Source organism: Ramlibacter lithotrophicus (assembly GCF_012184415.1).
Lineage (GTDB): Bacteria > Pseudomonadota > Gammaproteobacteria > Burkholderiales > Burkholderiaceae_C > Ramlibacter > Ramlibacter lithotrophicus.
In genome coordinates, this window is the sequence record NZ_VTOX01000002.1 from 203348 (window position 1) to 221286 (window position 17939).

General features: G+C 68.6%; 11 protein-coding genes. 6 read left to right on the plus strand and 5 right to left on the minus strand.

What is annotated here, in order from left to right; all coding sequences use genetic code 11:
• Positions 1-52 precede the first annotated feature (52 nt).
• Both RAMLITH_RS07075 and RAMLITH_RS07080 read left to right on the plus strand, forming a co-directional pair.
• Positions 53-523 carry a helix-turn-helix transcriptional regulator gene (locus tag RAMLITH_RS07075; protein ID WP_168106685.1) on the plus strand — a complete coding sequence of 157 codons (471 nt, stop codon included), beginning with the start codon at positions 53-55 and terminating at the stop codon, positions 521-523.
• Positions 516-1223, plus strand: coding sequence for a nucleotidyl transferase AbiEii/AbiGii toxin family protein (locus RAMLITH_RS07080; protein ID WP_168106686.1), 708 nt, complete (start codon positions 516-518; stop codon positions 1221-1223). Before RAMLITH_RS07075 ends, RAMLITH_RS07080 begins: the two co-directional genes overlap by 8 nt.
• Before the next feature lie 25 nt (positions 1224-1248).
• Here RAMLITH_RS07080 and RAMLITH_RS07085 read toward each other — a convergent pair whose 3' ends face one another.
• Positions 1249-1812 carry a cold shock domain-containing protein gene (locus tag RAMLITH_RS07085; protein WP_168106687.1) on the minus strand — a complete coding sequence of 188 codons (564 nt, stop codon included), beginning with the start codon at positions 1810-1812 and terminating at the stop codon, positions 1249-1251.
• 16 nt (positions 1813-1828) lie between these two features.
• The gene (locus RAMLITH_RS07090; RefSeq protein WP_168106688.1) at positions 1829-3682 is read right to left on the minus strand and encodes a 3'-5' exonuclease; all 1854 of its coding nucleotides are present in this window, start codon (positions 3680-3682) and stop codon (positions 1829-1831) included.
• A gap of 598 nt (positions 3683-4280) precedes the next feature.
• Here RAMLITH_RS07090 and RAMLITH_RS07095 point away from each other — a divergent pair.
• Positions 4281-9692 (plus strand): AAA family ATPase, encoded by a 5412-nt coding sequence (locus RAMLITH_RS07095; RefSeq protein ID WP_168106689.1) that lies wholly within the window; start codon positions 4281-4283, stop codon positions 9690-9692.
• Positions 9693-10163: 471 nt separating this feature from the next.
• Here RAMLITH_RS07095 and RAMLITH_RS07100 read toward each other — a convergent pair whose 3' ends face one another.
• The 3 genes from RAMLITH_RS07100 to RAMLITH_RS07110 all read right to left on the minus strand — a co-directional run bounded on the left by RAMLITH_RS07100 (position 10164) and on the right by RAMLITH_RS07110 (position 15202).
• Positions 10164-11354, minus strand: a complete 1191-nt coding sequence (locus tag RAMLITH_RS07100; RefSeq protein WP_168107186.1) for an aminotransferase-like domain-containing protein — start codon at positions 11352-11354, stop codon at positions 10164-10166.
• Between the two features lie 159 nt (positions 11355-11513).
• Positions 11514-13358 (minus strand): sensor domain-containing diguanylate cyclase, encoded by a 1845-nt coding sequence (locus RAMLITH_RS07105; RefSeq protein WP_168106690.1) that lies wholly within the window; start codon positions 13356-13358, stop codon positions 11514-11516.
• A 101-nt stretch (positions 13359-13459) separates the two neighbouring features.
• The gene (locus RAMLITH_RS07110; RefSeq protein ID WP_168106691.1) at positions 13460-15202 is read right to left on the minus strand and encodes a 7TM diverse intracellular signaling domain-containing protein; all 1743 of its coding nucleotides are present in this window, start codon (positions 15200-15202) and stop codon (positions 13460-13462) included.
• A gap of 87 nt (positions 15203-15289) precedes the next feature.
• Here RAMLITH_RS07110 and RAMLITH_RS07115 point away from each other — a divergent pair, with 87 nt between their 5' ends.
• From RAMLITH_RS07115 to RAMLITH_RS07125, 3 genes are all read left to right on the plus strand, one after another.
• Positions 15290-16018, plus strand: a complete 729-nt coding sequence (locus RAMLITH_RS07115; RefSeq protein WP_168106692.1) for a dienelactone hydrolase family protein — start codon at positions 15290-15292, stop codon at positions 16016-16018.
• 148 nt (positions 16019-16166) lie between these two features.
• The gene (locus RAMLITH_RS07120; protein ID WP_168106693.1) at positions 16167-17126 is read left to right on the plus strand and encodes a YihY/virulence factor BrkB family protein; all 960 of its coding nucleotides are present in this window, start codon (positions 16167-16169) and stop codon (positions 17124-17126) included.
• A 128-nt stretch (positions 17127-17254) separates the two neighbouring features.
• On the plus strand, positions 17255-17896 hold the full coding sequence (locus RAMLITH_RS07125) for a DUF6064 family protein (protein WP_168106694.1): 642 nt from the start codon (positions 17255-17257) through the stop codon (positions 17894-17896).
• Positions 17897-17939: the final 43 nt, after the last annotated feature.

Below are 17939 nucleotides of genomic sequence, written 5' to 3' on the forward strand. Positions count from 1 at the left end.
AACTGTTGCTCATAGTTGACAAATATGGTATTCAGACTATTATGAGAAACACATGCCTGCCACCGTCCCACCCCACGCGCCCATCCGCGACGAGCCCCTGGCCAGCCTGGGCGAGCGCCTGCGCGCCGCCCGCAAGCGCCAGCGCGTCACGACCGTCGCGGCCTCGGAGGCTGCGGGCATTTCGCGCGTGACCTTGCATCGCATCGAACGCGGGGAGCCGACTGTGGCAATCGGCGCCTGGATGGCCGCGGCAAGCGCCCTGGGGCTCGCGTTCGATCTGGTCGATGCGAACGCCGCAAGCCGGACGAGCCAGCTGCCGAAGCAGATTCGCCTTCGCGACTACCCGCAATTGAAGAAGCTCGCCTGGCAGTTGCATGGAGTCCATGAAATTCCGCCGCGCCAGGCGCTGGAACTGTACGAGCGCAATTGGCGCCATGTGGATCGCATCGCCCTTTCCGAGGACGAGGCGGCGCTGATCGATATGCTGTCGCGGGAGTTCGGTGGAGGGCGCCTGCTTGTTTGAACGTGCGCATCATCGCGACGTTGCGCTCGTGCTCCAGTCGCTCGACCCGCAAGCCTTGTCGCAACGACATTGCTACTTCGGCGGCGGCACGGCCATGGCGCTGCGATACGGCGAATACCGCGAGTCCGTGGACATCGACTTCATGGTTTCGGATCTTGCGGGCTACCGCGACCTTCGCCAACTGCTCGGCAACGCGCCCGGGATGCAGCCCATCGTGCGCGGCGGCCTCCAACTGGAACTCGCCCGCGAAGTCCGCGCGGACCAGTACGGCATCCGCACGCAGGTGCGCGCCGGTACGTCGACGATCAAGTTCGAGATCGTGTTCGAAGCGCGCATCGACTTGGCCGCGCCCGGCGACGAGGACCGCATCTGCGGCATCCAAGCGCTCGCGCCGATCGACCTCGCCGCCGAAAAGCTGCTGGCGAATGCAGACCGATGGCCGGACGATTCGGTGTACAGCCGCGACCTCATCGACCTGGCGATGATGCAAGGAGACCGACCGCTGCTGGAAGCATCCTGCGTGAAGGCGGAAGCTGCCTACGGCAACTCGATCCGGAGCTCGCTCGCGCGAGCGGTCGACGCGCTGCAATCCCGGCCGGGGCGGCTGGAAGAGTGCATGAGGGCGCTGAGCATCGGGCCGGTCACCAAGGCACAGCTGTGGCAGGCCATACGGGGGATGGCTCGGCGGCTGCTGGGTTGACTACCGTGGCGCGTTCCGCCGGCACCTACCGGCACCATTGCTGCTCGCAGGGCACGCCATCGTGGTTGCCGTCCATCTGCACGCCAGGGCAGTTCTTCAGGAAGAAGGTCGCCTCCGCGCAGGACGTCATCTGGGAGCAGTGGGTCCGGCCATCGCACGAGAAGCGCGCGGCCGGGGCACCCGTGAGCGGCAGATTGCGATCTACCGGAGCGCCGATAGCCGAAGCAGCACCCGGTCGGCTGCCGTATTGCTGGTACCCGTACCATCCGATCGCGCCGGCGATTGCGAGCGCAACGAGGCCGGCCATCACTCCTCCCGCCCGCTCCTCAGGTTTGCGTCGGCGCGCGGCATGCGCACGTTCGCGCTTCGCAGCATTGGCTGCGATCTCGGCGCGGCGGACATTCACGGCCTTCTTCTTGCCCTGCGCATTGAGGGCCACTTCGAACGTGATCGTTTCCTGAAGTTCGGGCCTGCGGCCTCTCGGGCAGTCGGAGATATGGACGAAGATGTCCTGCCCGCCATCGGTCGGTGCAATGAAGCCGAACCCTCGGTCGTCGTTCCAGCTCTTGACCTTTCCGGTGAATCGCATGGCTGGCATTGGCCGCCTACTGATACGCCCGCTGCACCTTGTCGAGCGACTTTTCCACCAAGTCCACGATGGGCGAGGTGCCCATCGCGCTCAAGCAGAGGCGGTGCGTCGCGCGGGTCATGCCGACGTAGAGCAGGCGGAGTTCCTCCACCCGCCGCGCCTGGGCGCAATCGAGCTCGTCCAGTCCTGCAACGAAAACGACCGGGAATTCGAGCCCCTTGCTGCTGTGGAGCGTCGTGAGCTTCACGGCCGGCGGACTAGGTGGCGCCCGTCGATCCGCGCTTGACGGCGAGCATGACACACCTGCCCGCTCGATCGCCGCGCGCATCGTGTCCAGGCTGCGGCGCGTGCGGGCCAGCACGGCAATATCGGCCGGCGACCGGCCCTGCGCGACGAGTTCGGCGATGGACTCGGCGACGTGCCTTGCCTCCTGTACGCCATTTTCGAACCGGTGCAAGGTCGGCACGGGCCCGCTGCGGCCAGCCGATTGCGGCACGATCAACGGCATGTCTTCCTCCGCCGTTGCACGGCCGTCGTTGAGGATGCCCTCCGCACATTCCATGGCGAGCGCCAGCACCTCGGTGGTATTGCGGTAATTGATCCTGAGGATTTCGGTGCGGCCCTTCGCCTCGATGCCCAGCCTGGCAAAGCTCATTTTCCGGCGCGACTTCTGATAGATCGATTGGGCATCGTCGTAGAGCACCAGCAGCGACCTGGTCGCCGGATCCACCATCTTGGCCGCGGCAGCGAGCCAGTCGTCAGCCAGATCGTGCGCCTCGTCGATCAGCACCGCTGCGTACTGGCCTTTCGGAATTCTTGACGAGGTGATGCCCTCGCATGCGATCCCCGCGAGCGCGTCGTATTCGTCCGAATGGAGCTGGCGGTGCGGGATGGGTGCGAGCTGATAGGTGCGGATCAGATCCATCGCCCAGGAGTGGAACGTGCTTACCTGCACGGCGGGGCCGACGCCCTTGAGCCTGAGCATCGTGTCGATCCGCGCGGCCAGCTCCCGGTTGAAGCAAAGCACCAGGATCGGCTTGTCGGGTCGCGCGATCGCCTGCAGCTGCACCGCGCGATACAGCAGGATCATCGTCTTGCCAGAGCCGGCCGGCCCATGAATGAGCCGATGCCCTTCGCCCAGGCCGCGGGCAACCGATTCCTGCTGCAAGTCCATCACCTGCAACACGTCCTGCACGATCAGGCGGGACGGGGTGCTCTCGAGCGCAAGACTCTGTTGAGAACCCATGCGAAGCTCGGGAAACAGCAGTCCACGCACGATGCTCATTTGCGGCAGCGTCAGAAGGCACTGCCACTGCACGTTGCACATGCCCCACAGCTTCTGCTGGAAGGCCATCGTTTCGACGGAGTCGGCCAGGTCGTCGGCCAGCATGACCTTCTGGGGCTCGAACACCTCGAAGAAACTCGCATCCCCCGCCACGTCGGCCGCCTTGATGTGGCTCAGGACGGCGCCCCAGCCCCATGGCATCAGCAGCTTGCCCTTGTGCGGGCCAGAGGCATGCAGCAGGTCCGGGTGGTGCTGGAGCTGGTGCACGAGATCGAGCATGTAGCCGCGAGCCTGCGATACGGGATGTTCGGCGTTGGCGGCGCCGTGCGAGGTGCGCAATTGCACCAGCATCGGGTTGGCCTGGACAATGGTCTGGCGCTTCCAGTCCTTCACTTCCAGGATCAGCAGCCCGCACTGCGGATGCAGGATCACGAAATCAGGCTCGCGGCCCGAACCCATGATGGCAATGTTGTGCCAGACGGCGTAATCGTCTTCCAGATGCCTGGCGAGCGCGTCGAGCACCCGCTTTTCGCCGGCATTGGCACGCTCGCGCACCCTCGTCTTGCCCTGCGGAAATACTGCCACGGCTACAGCCTCCAGTCGCGCGCAAGTCTAGCTGAGCAGCCGGACTGGCAAGTAAGGAAAGTGCCTCCCTGGAGCGTGCGAATTCGTTGCGGAGCAACGACCGAGCGCTTTCAGGCCGCAGCGGCACATGCGTGAATTAGCGACGACCGCACTGCGGATTACCACGGTCCGCTGACCATGGATAACTGTATATTGCCGATCGTCAGCCAACTACCGCTTTCGACCCTTTGCTGTCCTTCGACCAACGGCGCCGAATGACAGCAATGCAGCGATTGCGGTCGGTCGTCACAGCAGGCCGAACGCACACAAACGGCCATCAAGCGGTCGCAGCCTTGCTGCCGCGGCATGAGTGATGGTCGGCGATACGAAGTGAAGATGTAGTGACCAGGATCAGGTCACCAGCAAACGCTGTCTCGCGACTCAGCTTGTGTAGACCGAGATTCCTAGCAGCCTGTAAAGTCTCCAGGACCGCGCGCTTGTTCAGGCTGTGGCCCAGGATCACGTGCTTGATGGCCAACGTACGGGCGGATGGTCCGCTGCGCATCTTGGCCGCTGAGCGGCACCCCCTATGATGGGTTCAAGCTGGAGTCACGCTCACATGCCATCGCCCGAACTCACCGGCGGCGCCGGATTCACCTTTGAAGACGCTGTCGCGGGCTGCTACCTTGCGGCCCTCGTCAGCGGCACGACCGCGCCGGGCCTCGACGCTGGGGTGGTGCAGCGCGTGGCGCAGCAGCAGGGGGACGCCGGTGAGCCGCTGGATGACGTGATCGTCGATGCGGTCGCGTCCGCCGACCACACGACAATGCGGCTGTCGCTGCAGGTCAAGCGGTCGCTAACGGTGTCGGACGCGGCGAGCAACACTGACTTCCGGGAAGTGATCCAGCGCAGTTGGCGGACGCTGCAAAAGCCAGACTTTCGGGAGCATCTGGACCGGGTGGGCGCGGCCGTCGGCACGATGTCCGACGATGCCCACCGGCAGTTCACCACGGTGTGCGAATGGGCACGGGCATCCGAGTCGCCAGCCTCCTTCTTCCAGCGGTGCAGCGATGGCGGTGGTGCATCGCAGGCGCACCAGGCGGTCGTCCATGCAGTTCGCCACTGCGCGCTGGGAGACGCCGGGCCGCTGCAGGATGACGCCCTGCATCGGCTGTTGTCGCATTTGGTCCTCATCAAGTTCGACCTGATGCACGCGGGCTCGACCACCGCAGCCGCCGTGCTGGCCGGCCTGCAACGGGCATTGGCGCCCGCGCAGCACGCCCGCGCGCAGGACTTGTGGGACCACTTGCGGCAGATCGCGCGCGATGGCGCGGGCCGCAGGGAAGAGTTCAGCCGTGCGTCGTTGCTGCGGCGCTTGCCGGCCGGCTACCGCTTTGCCGGCGCGCCCGCGCTCGCCGCTGACCTGCAGGTGTTGCGCGAGAGCAGCCGCCACTGGCTGGCGCAGCAGGCCCACGACATCGGCGGCACCCACGTGGACCGGACCGACCTGCGCGCCGCGCTCGCAACGGAGATGGAGCGGCACCGGCTGACGCTGATCAAGGGCTTGCCGGGCACCGGCAAGACCGTGCTGCTGCGAGACCTGCTGGAGCGCTGCTCCGCCGACGGCACCACTCTGTTCTTGACGGCGAACCGGCTGTCCGGCCGCAGCTGGGGCGAGAACGCCGTCGCCATGGGTCTCTCGACGGTGGCCATCGAGCCGCTGCTGGTCGAGGTCGCGGCCACCGGCCAGGCGGTGCTGTTCATCGACGGCTTGGACCGCATCGCCCCCCAACAGCGCGCGGTCGTCACCGACCTCTTGGGCCAGATCCTGGGCAGTCCCGCCCTGGCGTCCTGGCGGATCGTCGCGACCGCACGGGACGCTGGCATTGAACCGCTGCGCAACTGGGTGCCCCCGGCGCTGATCGCGGATAGCGGCGTCGGCTACGTCGATGTCCAGGACTTGTCCGACGGTGAAGCCGCGGGCTTGGTCGCGCGCCTGCCCGCGCTGCGGCCGTTGTTGATCGGCGGCGACGACCGGGTGCGGGCCCTCGCGCGCCGGCCGTTCTTCGCATCGGTCCTGGCCCGCGGCCTCGCCGGCTACCCCGCGGGCTTCGCGCCGCGCTCCGAACTTGACCTGGTCCGGGCGTGGTGGGCGCGCGGCGGCTACGACGCGCCGGACATCCAGGTCCTGGCGCGGCAACAGGCCTTGATTGAACTCGCGCAGCGCAGCGCGCGCGAACTTGGCCGCGACGTGCGAATCCGAATGCTCTCTCCGGCGACGCAGGCCGTCTTGCCGTCGCTGCAGCAGGATGGGCTGGTGCAGCAGGTCCGAAGCGGCCTGACGGTGCAGTTCGCACACGACATCTTCTTCGAGTGGTCGCTCCTGCATCTGCTGCTCGACGAAGGTGAGCACTGGATCCGCGTCCTGACCGACGCCGGCGAGCCGCCCGCGCTGGCTCGCACGGTGGAACTGCTGTCGCAGGACACCTACGTCGATCCTGAAGCATGGGGGCGGCACTTGAAGGCGCTGGAAGCGCCCGCACTGCGGCCGCAATGGTTGAGGGCCTGGCTCATCGCCCCGGTATTCACGCCCGATTTCAGCGGTCATGCCGATGTATTGACGGCGACGCTCGCGGCCGACGATCACCGGCTGCTGGGGAAGCTGCTGGTGTGGATGCGTGCCGAGAAGACCACACCCAACCCCCTGGTGCTGTCCGGCCAGTTGGGCGGGGACTTGGCACCGGCCGAGCGCATCCGGATCGCCGACCTGCTCGGGTGGCCCTCGGACTTCGGCGCCTGGGAGCGCCTGCTCACCTGGGCGCTCGACCACATCGACGACATCCCCGACGCCTGCCTGCGCGAGCTGGTGGCGTTGTTCCAGACCTGGCAGGTCCCGCTGATGGACTTGCCGCACCCGCTGTCACGCCGGATCGTGGCGCAGTGCGCCACTTGGCTGCACGCGATCGAGGACGCCCACCAGTCGCCCCAGTGGCGGTCCGCGGACGACGCGGAGCCGGCTCAACTTGCGCCGCGGGTGCCGGGCGGCCTCGACTCGGAGCTGCGGGCTATAGTGCTGCGCGCGGCGCGTGCCTTCCCGGACGTGGTCCGCGCTTACCTGGTCAAGATCGAGCCAATCCAACGCCTGCAGGAATCCGCCTTCCGCGAGGTGATGGGCCACGCTGCGCTGCTGGCGCAGACGCACCCCGAGCTGCTGGCCCAAGTTGCCCGCCGGAGTTTCCTGAACGAGCTGCCGGACGATCAGCAGGCCCGGGAGCGGCGCGAGTCGAGGGAGCGCGCGTCCCGTATCGCCGCCCTCCGGGCCAAGCCGGAGGCGGAGCGCACCCGCAACGAACAACGCGCGCTGGACCTCCTGCCGATGTCGATCATGTCGGGCAGGTCTTTCTCGCACCACGACTGGGACCGGCTGTCGATCGGCGCCGACTTTCAGGGGTACTTTCCGGCGTCGCCGCTGCGTGAGCCCTTCCATGCGCTACTGGCGCACGCGCCGGTAGTCGGCCGGACGCTGGTGCGCGACCTCGCCAACCACGCGGTGTTGGCCTGGCGCCAGCTGCACCGGCACAGCGGCCGCGGCGGCACACCCCTGCCGCTGGTGTTGGAGTTCCCATGGGGCCGGCAGGAGTTCTGGGGCGCGCCTCAGCACTACACCTGGTCGCGCGGCCACGGAGGCCCCCACGCCCTGGAGTGCGCGATGATGGCCCTGGAGCAATCGGCCCTCCAGCAGTTGGCGGCGGGCCGCCCCGCAGGTGAGCTCTTGCGGGAGCTGGTGGAAGGCCACAGCAGTCTCGCCGTGCTGAGCATCGCGGTGCTCGTCGCGCTTCGGGCGCAGGAGGTGTCCGCGGTGAGCCTGCCGCTGGTGAGCAGCCACCGGCTCTGGCGCCTGGATCTGGACCGCAACCGGCAGGAGCGGCAGCTGCAGTCGGCCAACCTCATCGGCTTCACCAGCGACGATGCGCACCGCAAGGCCGTAATCGAAGCCGGTGGGATTCAGGAGCGGGGCCTGGACATCCGCTGGCTGGTGCAACTTTTCGCGCTGGGGCCGGACGAGGGGCTGCGTTCGGCGTGCCGGGCCGCGCTGGACCGTTTCCCCCTCGAGCTGGACCTGGACTACGACGAGCCGGCGCCCAGCGAGGCGCAACTGGCGGAGCTGCGCCGCAACGCGGAGTTGTGGGCCGAGTTCGGGCACCAGGAGAACTATGTGAGGGTACCTATCCCGGGCCGCACTGACGTGGTGGGCATCGAGATGCGCAGCGCGCGGCATGCCGCTCCGGAGATTCTGGCGGCGCGACAGCACTACGAGGAAATCGCCCGCGAATCGGAGCTCTGGCTGTGGGTGGAGAAGTGTTTCGAGACAGGCGCATTGGCACCCGGGCTGGCCGCGGCCGAAGCCGTCGAGCGCGCGAAGGAAATGTCCGCCGCTGTCGCTGCCGGAACAGCGGCTTCGCTGATGCCGGACCATGCTGTGGCCCATGCCTGCATCGCCGGCACCGCTGCGGCCGTGTTGTGCTTCGACGGGCCAGCTGAACATGCTGGGTGGGCCCGTAGCACCGTCGAGGTCTACCGCGACCAGGTCGAGGCTCCCGCGGACGACCTTTTCGCCAAGTCTCGCAATCCCTGGCACCCCAAGCTCTTCGTCGCCCGGGCGCTGGCGGCCAGCATCCGGAACGGCCGTGAGCAAGCGGACGACCGGGCGGCGCTATACCGGTTGCTGGCCCACCCGCAGGAGGCCGTCGCGCTGAAAGCGCTGGAGGGCATCGCAGGCTGCTGGGCGCGGGATGCGCGCTTCGCCTGGTGCGGCTTCAATCTGGGGCTGCGCCTGGCGCAGTACCGGCGCACGACAGCGGACCACCGGCTGACCGCTGCAGACCGCGCCCGCATCGAAGACGAGCGCAGGAGGCTCGCCCTGTGCGAGGCGATGCGCGAGCTGGCCGCGCCGGAGGAGTTTCCGCCTTGGGTGCAGCCCCTGCCGTCCTGGACCCCGGTGGCGCCGGAGGCAGACGATGAGCTCAGGCAGCCCGACGAAAGCGGGTGGCGCCGGTCCGAGGACATCTGGCTCAGCGACTTCGCGGCTGCAGTTCTGCAGCGCGTTCCCGCCACGGCCGTTATGCAAAGCCCAGCGCGGGACCGTTACCTCGAAGCCCTGGAAGGATTTGTCGCATGGACACTGGACAGCGTTAACCCGCTGTGGCGCGCCGAGGGGCGCCAACGCAGGGCGTGGAACGGCGGGGAGCTTTTCCATTGGCTGCGCCAATTGGGCCGGTCGCTCGCGGGTGTGGCGGAGCGGCTTCCTGCATCGGAATTCCGCGAGCGGCTGCTTGGCCCCATCCTGGATCAGCCCGACGAGGTGGCGATGCGGCTGCTCGGTCCACTCACCGGTGATCTCGCGGCCTCAGGCGTCCTGGATGCCCCGTGCCTAGACCCCGAAGTGCTGGGCGTGCTGGAGATGGTTCTGGATCGGGTGCTGGACCACCGCGACTTCCGCCGCTCCGCCTACAGCGATGGCAGCATGAGTGGCTACGACATGCCCGACCTGATCAAGGCCTTCCTGTGGGTAGCGATCGACGGCGCGCACGCGGCCACCCGGTTCGCGAACGGCCGCTGGGACGACCTGCCGCAAATGCTGCCGCTGGTCGACAAGCTGGTTCGTCAGGGTGGCTGGATTCCGTACGTCGCGACCCAGTACGTGACCCTGTGCGAGCGCGCCGGCAGCGCTTACCCCGTGGAGACCTTCGCCGACCAGGTCCTCACGCAGCTGCGGGATGGCCGCCTGCCCGAAGGGTGGCGAGGCACCGCCATTCCAGCCGCGCTCGCCGGGCTGGTGCAGGCCCATGCTGCCCGTCACCAGCCGCTGCCGACCGAACTCGCTAGAAAGCTGCTGCATGTCCTGGATGCCTTAGTAGATCTCGGCGACCGTCGCAGCGCAGCGCTGCAGCAGATGGAAGCCTTTCGCGGCGTGCGACTGCCTCCGCGCGAAGGCATTGGGGGCTCAGCCGACTACCCACATCATGGCTAGCAAAAGCCCCGATGGAATGGCTGAAGGCCTATGCTCCCAGCAAAGTTCAAGGACAAGTGGATATGCATGTTTGCCGAGATGGCCATATAACCATTGGCGCTTCCTGTTGTCGGCGTGTGGCGCAGCTGGGCAAGCCCCTTGCGTTGGCTCACGATCGACGACACCTCGCCCTCCCGGATCTGAGACACACCGCGCTTGGGCCCGGTCCACCCGCGACTGCTCCAATGGCGGCTGTTGACCAATCGAGACCCCTCACTGCGCAAATCGGCCAAGGTCAGGTAGGGGCGACAGCAGCCATCGGGCGGCTCCAACCTGACCGGCAGCACCCAGTCTTCAACGGACATTCAAGTTGGCGCCACGACGGGCAGCTCATGGCCGCAAGCCGTTCGTTGGCGGCGACGCATGCTGACTATCGCTGATCGAACATTAGCGCTAGCCAGACTCGCCCGCGTGGCAGCAAGCTAACGAGCATCACCCCATCGCCTTCCCCAACCTCCCCACCCCCTCCTCGATCTTCGCCACATCCGCCGTCGCAAAACTGAGCCTGAGCGTTGACAGATCGGGATTCGTCGCAAAGAACGGCGCCCCCGGCACGAAGGCGACCTTCTCCTCGATCGCCTTCTTGGCAAACTCGTTGGCGTCGCTGATCCTGCCGTTCGCGCCGGTGAGGCGGGCCCAGAAGAACAGGCCGCCTTGCGGCTGCGTGAACTCGATCGCGTCGCCCAGTTCGCGCTTCAGCGCGGCGCCCATGGCGGCGGCGCGCTCGGCGTAGGTCTTGCGCACCTTCGCCAGCGTGGCCGGCATGCGGCCCGACTTGAGGTACTGCGCGGCGGTCGCCTGCGCGAAGGTGCTGGTGTGGGCGTCGCTGAACTGCTTGCACATGGTCGCCTTCGCCAGCAGCTCGGGCGGCGCGACCATCCAGCCCACGCGCAGGCCAGGGCTGAGCACCTTCGACAGCGATCCGCAGTGCGCCACCCATTCGCGCGCGCCCGGCTGCTGCGCGCACAGCGACAGGATCGACGGCGGCGGCGGCTCCCCGAAATAGAGGTCGCCGTACGGGTCGTCCTCGACGATCAGGGTCTCGTGGTTCACCGCCAGTTCCAGCACGCGCTTGCGTCGCTCCAGGCTCAACATGCGCCCGCTCGGATTGCCGAAGGTGGGAATCAGGTAGACGAACTTGGGCTTGTGTTCGACGATCAGCTGCTCGAGGACGTCGACCTTGACGCCGTTCTCGTCGATCGGCGCGCTGATGATGTCGGCGCCATAGAGGCGGAAGCACTGGATGGTGGCCAGGAACGTGGGACCTTCGACGATCACCTTGTCGCCGGGGCTGATCATGGTCTTGCCGATCAGGTCCAGCGCCTGCTGGCTGCCGGTGGTGACGATCAGGCCGTCGGCGGCGACGGCCACGCCCTTGCTCGCCATGAACGCGCTCAGCTGCTCGCGCAGCGGCTCGTAGCCTTCGGTGGCGCCGTACTGCAGCGCGCCGCCGGCTTCCTGCTGCAGCGCCTTGTTGACCGATTCCCTGATGCCCTCGACGTCGAACATCGCGGCATCCGGAAAGCCGCCGGCAAAGCTGATGATGCCCGGCTTGCCCAGGAGCTTGAACAGCTCGCGGATGGCGGAGGTTTCGACGTTGTCCAGGCGGGAGGCGAAATTCAAGGGCATGGGAGTCTCGTGATGCTGAAGGGGCACGGGCGGCGTGGGGCCGCGTTCCTGCGGCATGGTAGCGCTTCGGCGAGACCCGCCGGCGAATCGGCTTCCGTCGCGTGGTCGGCGCCAGGGTGCCGAAGGCGGTGCGGGCGGGGTGGCAAGCGACGGTCAGTGCAGGCTGCTCGTGCGCTTCGGCCGCGAATGCTCCAGCGACAGGAGTTCGTCGACCGTCGGCGGGGACTGCGGCGGCAGTTCGTCGTGCTTGGGCCAGGGCGACGAGCGCCACGGCGACGAATCGGGCGAGCCGACGAAGCGCAGCGCGCGGCCGTGCGGGTCGTTCTCGATGTCCAGCAGCAGCCGCGCCAGGGTCTGCAGCAGGCCGGCCGGGTCGCCGCTCTCGGGCAGCGGCGGCGCGAACCCGGCGACGCGCAACTTCAGCGTCACGCCGGGCGGCAGGCGTCCGGAATACTTCAGGCCGCGGGCGATGATGTTGCGCCCGCCGATCGCCGCCTGCCCCTGGGTCGGGTGACCGCCCAGCACCAGCACGATGTCGTCGCCCTGCTCGCGCGCCACCAGGTCGCCTTCGCGGGCCTCCTTGGCCACGCATTCGCCGGCCCGCACCAGTGCGGCCTCGCCGGCCTCGCGCCCGAACTCGGCGCGGATGTCGGCCAGGTTCGCAACGTGCACCCGCAGCACGGCGCCGGCCAGCGGGTCCTTGCGGGCCAGCCGCAGGACCGACTCCAGCCGTCGCTGCAGCACCCGATGGTTGGCCAGGCCGGTGAGGGGGTCGGTGTGCGCCATCGCCTTCAGCCGTTCGCGGCTGGCGTGCCGCTCGCGGCTGCGGAAGTACAGGCCGATCAGCAGCAGCGGCACTTCCGCCGCGCCACCGAGCTGGGGCCCGAAGTCGGTCAGGAACGACGGCTCCACCAGCCCCAGGTTGTGGACCAGAGGCGCCAGCGCGCCGGCCATCAGGAAGGCCATGCCGGCCAGGATCCACAGTCCCACCTTCGGCTGGCGGCGCGAATACCAGACCATCACGCCCAGCAGCACCAGCAGCCCGGGCAGCGCGAAGATGCTGGGGGCCCGGTAGACGTTCTCGCGGCCCACCACCAGGAAGGCAACCACCATCAGCGTCGCCGTGACCACGTGCCCGTACAGCAGCCATGACAGGATCGGCCGTCCGCGCTCGGCCACCAGCTCGCGCAGGAAGAGGCCCACCCACGCGATGCTCAGGCCCGGGATCACCACCGGTGCCTTGTCGGTCCACCACGGCTGGTCGGGCCACAGGTATTCGCCGGCCAGCCCCGTCAGCGCCATGATGCTCACCGCCACCATCGCCACGTGCACCGCGTAATAGAGGTGGATCGGATCGCGCCAGGAGACCGCGTTGAACAGGCTCACCAGCACCACCATCGCGATGAAGCCGGCGTAGGCGCCCAGCACGAAGTGCCAGGCTTTCACGCTTTCGATGAAGCTGGTCACGTTCTGCACCGTCCACTGCACCCGGATCGGCTGGGCGTTGCGCACGCGCAGGTAGGTGGCGTCCTCGCCGGGCCGGAGGTCGAAGGCGAACGACGGGTCGATGTGCCGCACCGGCCAGTCGGCCACCGGCAGCGAGTCGCCCGAGCGCTGAGTGCGCCAGTGCCCGCCGCCGTCGGGCCGGAACAGCTCCACCGAGTCGGTGCCCGAAAAGGCGATGCGCAGCACGGCCCGCGTCGGCTCGGCCACCCGCGGCAGCTCGAGCCGGTACCACACGGCGGTGCCCGGGCCCAGCGGCATCACCTGGTTCGGGTTCACCGGGCGGCCGGCGCCGGTAGCGAAGGCGCGGTGCGCCTGGTCCACCGTCGCGGCCGCGGTGTGATCGACCCAGAAGGCGCCGCCCAGTTCGCGCGCCGGCCAGCGGCGCGCCGGCTCCGACTCGGCCAGGGCGGTGCCGGCCAGGGCCGCCGCCAGGGCGAACAGCATGGCCAGCCAGATGTGGCGCCACCACGGCGCCGGGAACCGCGCACTCAACGTCCCTGCCTCCGTGTGATCCTGCGTTTCGGTCAGTCTAGCGATCAAGACGGGCGAAGGCGGAGAATGCCATGCGGCCACGGTCGGTCATTGCCCGGGTTTCAGCGCTGCCGGCCCGCGGCCGGATCGATCACCAGCAGGCTGCGCCGCAACAGGTCGCGTCCCAGCTGGTCGCTCGCCTGCGCCAGCGTCGCCAGCAGCGTCGCGGCGGTCCCGGCCGGCAGCGGCGCATGGATACCGACCACCCGCAGCGAGAGGGTGACCCCTGGCGGCAGGCGGCCGGAGAACTTGAGCCCGCGGGCGATGATGTTGCGGCCCGCCTCGCTCACCTGGGCGCGCTCCACCCGCCCGTGCAGCACCAGCACCAGGTCGCCGCCTTGCTCCCGCGCCACCAGGTCGGACTCGGCGGCTTCGGTCGCCACGCACTCGGCCGCGCGCACCAGCGCGGCTTCGGCCGCCTCGCGTCCGTACTCGTTGCGGATGGTGGAATAGTTCGCGACATGCACCCGCAGCACGCCGCCCACCGTCGGGTCGCGGCGGGCGCGCCGCAGCAGCAGTTCCACCCGCTCGTGCAGCACGCGGTGGTTGGCGAGGCCAGTCAGCGGGTCGGTGTGCGCCAGCGCCTGGGCCCGCAGCTGGTTGTCGCGGCGCTCTCGGCTGCGGAAATACAGGCCCACCAGCACCAGCGGGATCTCCAGCACCCCGCCGATCTGCGGGCCGTACTGGGTGGCGAAGCCGACGGGCAACAACCCCAGGTTGCGCAGCAACGGGAACAGGCTGCCGGCCACCAGCATCGCGAAGCCGGCCAGCACCCATCCGCCCACCGCCGGGCGGCGCAGCGTGTACCAGGCGAGCACGCCGAGGATGAACGCCAGGGTGAACAGCGCATACACGTTGAACGGCCGGAACATGAAGTGGCGGCCCCACACCAGGAAAGCCGCCACGATCAGCAAGGAGATCGCCGCATGCGCCAGCAGCAGCCGCGACAGCAGCGGTTTGCCGCGCTCGGCGACCAGCTCGCGCACCAGCACGCCCATCCAGCCGAGGGCAGCCATGGGAACGACCAGCGACGCAATGTCGTTCCACCAGGGCCAGTGCGGCCACAGGTACTCGCCCGCGACCCCGGTCAGCGACATCACGCTCAGGCCGACCAGCACCACGTGCACGGCGTAATAGAGATGGATCGGATCGCGCCAGGCGACGGCATGGACCAGGTTCAGCAGGATCACCAGCACGATGAGTCCCGTGCCGGCGCCGAGCGCCAGGTGCCACAGCTTGGACGACTCGTTGAAGCCGCTGGCGTCCCACAGTTCCCACTGCAGGCTGACCGGGTGGCTGTGTTGCACACGCAGGTAGGTCGGCCGCGACTCCTGGGGCCGCACGGTCATCGGGAACGCGGGATGCAGGTACGGCAGGGCCCATTCCGCCACCGGGAGGGAGTCGCCCGCGCGCCGCACCTCCCAGCCACCGGCCGGGTGGGGACGGAACAGTTCCACCAGGTCGACGCCCGCGTAGGGCAGCGCCAGCACGGCGCGGGTCGGCACGGACGCGGGCGGCAGTTGCACGCGGTACCAGACGGCGGCGCCATGGCCCAGCGGCAGGATCTGCGTCTCGTCGGCCGGCCGTCCCTGCCCGGCTTCGAAGGCGCGTCGGGCCGCGTCGAAGGTCGCCTGCCCCGAAGCATCGGCCCACCACTGCGCCGCCATGCCGCCGTGGCCGCGCCACGCCATCGAAGGTTCGGTCTCGGCGCCGGCGGCCGTGACCACGGCCAGCCAGGCAAGCGCGACGAGGCGCAGCAGGCGCCGCCACGCCGGCCGCCCGGAAAGATCTGAAAACAAGAACAACAGCTCCTCCTGCCGGGTATGCTAGCGCAGCCCGGCGCGACGCGACACCGTGCGTGCACGAAGAAGCCGGCGAACAGGGAGACCCGCATGATCGAGGAACACATCGACATCGCCACCGCCGACGGCGCCATGAACAGCTTCGTGGTGTACCCGCAGGAGCGCGGGCCGCACCCGGTGGTGCTGTTCTACATGGACGCGCCGGGCAAGCGCGAGGAACTGCACGACATGGCGCGGCGGCTGGCCGGCGCCGGCTACTTCGTGGTGCTGCCCAACCTCTATTACCGGCGCACCCGCGACTGGTGGCTGACCGAACGCACCGAGGCGAAGATGGCCGTGATGTTCGAGCACATGAACGCGCTGACCAATGCCATGACGGTGCGCGACACCGGGGCCATGCTGCGCTACGTCGACGCGCACCCGCACGCCGACGGCCGTCGGGTCGGCGCCGTCGGCTACTGCATGAGCGGGCCATTCGTGATGCATGCGGCGGCCAGCTTCCCGGATCGCATCCGGAGCATCGCATCCATCCATGGCGCCAACCTGGTGACCGACCGCGACGACTCGGCCCACCTGGTGGCGCCGCGCATCCGGTGCGAAAGCTATTTCGCATGCGCGGAGATCGACAAGTGGGCGTCGCACGAACTGGTGGACCGGCTCGAGGCCGCGCTGGTCGCCGGCGGCACGCCGCACCGCATCGAGTGGTATCCGAAGGTGGAGCACGGTTTCGTGTTCCCGCTGCGCGCCTGCTACGACCAGGCCGCCGCCGAGCGCCACTGGGAGCGCCTGTTCGACCTGTTCGGACGGACGCTGCGGTAGCCTGCCCGGTCTTGCTCCCTCTCCCGCTTGCGGGAGAGGGCCGGGGTGAGGGCCTGCGCCCCTGTCACACCTGCTTGCCGCGGCCCCACCGCGCGGCGTGTCTCTGCTACAAAGCCCCACGCCCGGGCTTGTCCGCGGCAGAGCACGCATGATCAATCCGCGAAGGTTCTTCCACCTCTTCGTCAAGGCCGTGCAGGCCTGGATCGCCGACTACGCGCCCAGCATGGGCGCGGCGATCTCCTACTACACGGTGTTCTCGCTGGCGCCGCTCCTGGTGATCGTGACCGCGCTGGCCGGCGCCTTCTTCGACCGCGAAGCCGTGCAGGGCCTCATCGTCGAGCAGCTCTCCGGCCTGATCGGCCGCGAAGGCGCGGGCCTCGTGGAAAACCTGGTGCTGGCCGCCAGCGACACCGACAAGGGACTGGTCGCGGGGATCATCAGCTTCTTCGTGCTGCTGGTCGGCGCCACCACCGTGTTCGCCGAGCTGCAGAGCGCCCTGGACCGGATCTGGCACGTGCCGGCCGCGAAGAAGCCATCGGGCGTGATGGCCGTGCTACGCGCGCGGCTGCTGTCGTTCGGCCTCATCCTCGGGCTGGCCTTCCTCCTGATGATCTCGCTGGTGGTGAGCGCCGGCGTCGCCGCGCTGGGCACCTGGATGGGCGGGATGATGCTCGGTTGGGAAACGATGCTGCAGGCGATCAACCTGCTGGTGTCGCTGTCGATCGCCACCGTGCTGTTCGCGATGATCTTCAAGCTCATGCCGTCGACGCCGATCGACTGGCGCGACGTGTGGGTCGGCGCGATCGTCACCGCCGTGCTGTTCGAGGTCGGCAAGCTGCTGATCGGGCTGTACCTGGGCAAGAGCGGCGTCACCGAATCGTTCGCCGCGGCCGGTTCGCTGGTAGTGCTGCTGGCCTGGGTCTACTACGCGGCGCAGATCTTCCTGTTCGGCGCCGAGTTCACCAAGGCCTACGCCGACGCCCACGGCTCGCTGTCGGGGCGGCAGGCCATCGCCGCGACCGAGCGGCGGGCGGACGAGGACGAGCACGGCATTCCCGGCGCGACCCGGCCGGGGACCGGCACGCCGGGCCGCGCGGGCCCACGCTGAAGACGCGGGCTCCCCCGGCACCGTCCCCGGACGGCTGGCAAGGCCCACATCGCCGAAGGTTTGAGCGGGGTCAACGCCCCCGACCCGAGCGCGACTAGCTTTGAAGCGTCGGCCACACCGGAGGCGCCATGCTGCCCTTTTCGCACGAGCAGTTCGTGCAGGTCTTCGCGCTCTATAACGAGCGCATCTTCCCCGCCCAGTTCGGCGCCTACCTGCTGGCGGCCCTCATGGTCGTCGCGCTGTTCACCGGCGCGAACCGGGTCGTCGGGACCGGCCTTGGGCTGATGTGGCTGTGGACCGGGATCGGCTACCACTGGCTGCATTTCACCGCCGTCAACAAGGCGGCCTGGGCGTTCGGCGCGATTTTCGTCGTGCAGGGGCTGCTGTTCGTGCATGCGAGCGTCGTCTCCCGCAGGCTGCGGTTCGGCACGGGCGCCGGTGCGGCCGGCCTCATGGGATGGGCGTACATCGCCTATGCGGCGGTCGTCTATCCGTTGCTCGGCATGTGGACGGGAGGTGCCTATCCCGGGATGCCGATGTTCGGCGTGACGCCATGCCCGGTGACGATCTTCACCTTCGGATTGCTGCTGCTGGCGGCTCCCCGCCCACCGCTGTGGCTGCTGCCGATCCCGCTGGTCTGGTCGCTGATCGGCGGCAGCGCGGCCTTTCTGCTGCAAGTGCCGCAGGACTGGCTCCTGCTCGCCTCCGGCGTGGCCGTGATACCGATCGCATTGGGGCGGCGCACGCGCCGCTCGCCAGCCACTGGCTGAACGCCGCCCACCACAGGGGACCGCACGACCCGGCCGGCAGGGC

Coding starts and splice junctions, on each gene's coding strand:
- RAMLITH_RS07125 (WP_168106694.1), top strand. CDS start 17,255: ATGCTGCCCTTTTCGCACGAGCAGTTCGTGCAGGTCTTCGCGCTCTAT.
- RAMLITH_RS07075 (WP_168106685.1), top strand. CDS start 53: ATGCCTGCCACCGTCCCACCCCACGCGCCCATCCGCGACGAGCCCCTG.
- RAMLITH_RS07095 (WP_168106689.1), top strand. CDS start 4,281: ATGCCATCGCCCGAACTCACCGGCGGCGCCGGATTCACCTTTGAAGAC.
- RAMLITH_RS07085 (WP_168106687.1), bottom strand. CDS start 1,812: ATGCGATTCACCGGAAAGGTCAAGAGCTGGAACGACGACCGAGGGTTC.
- RAMLITH_RS07120 (WP_168106693.1), top strand. CDS start 16,167: ATGATCAATCCGCGAAGGTTCTTCCACCTCTTCGTCAAGGCCGTGCAG.
- RAMLITH_RS07115 (WP_168106692.1), top strand. CDS start 15,290: ATGATCGAGGAACACATCGACATCGCCACCGCCGACGGCGCCATGAAC.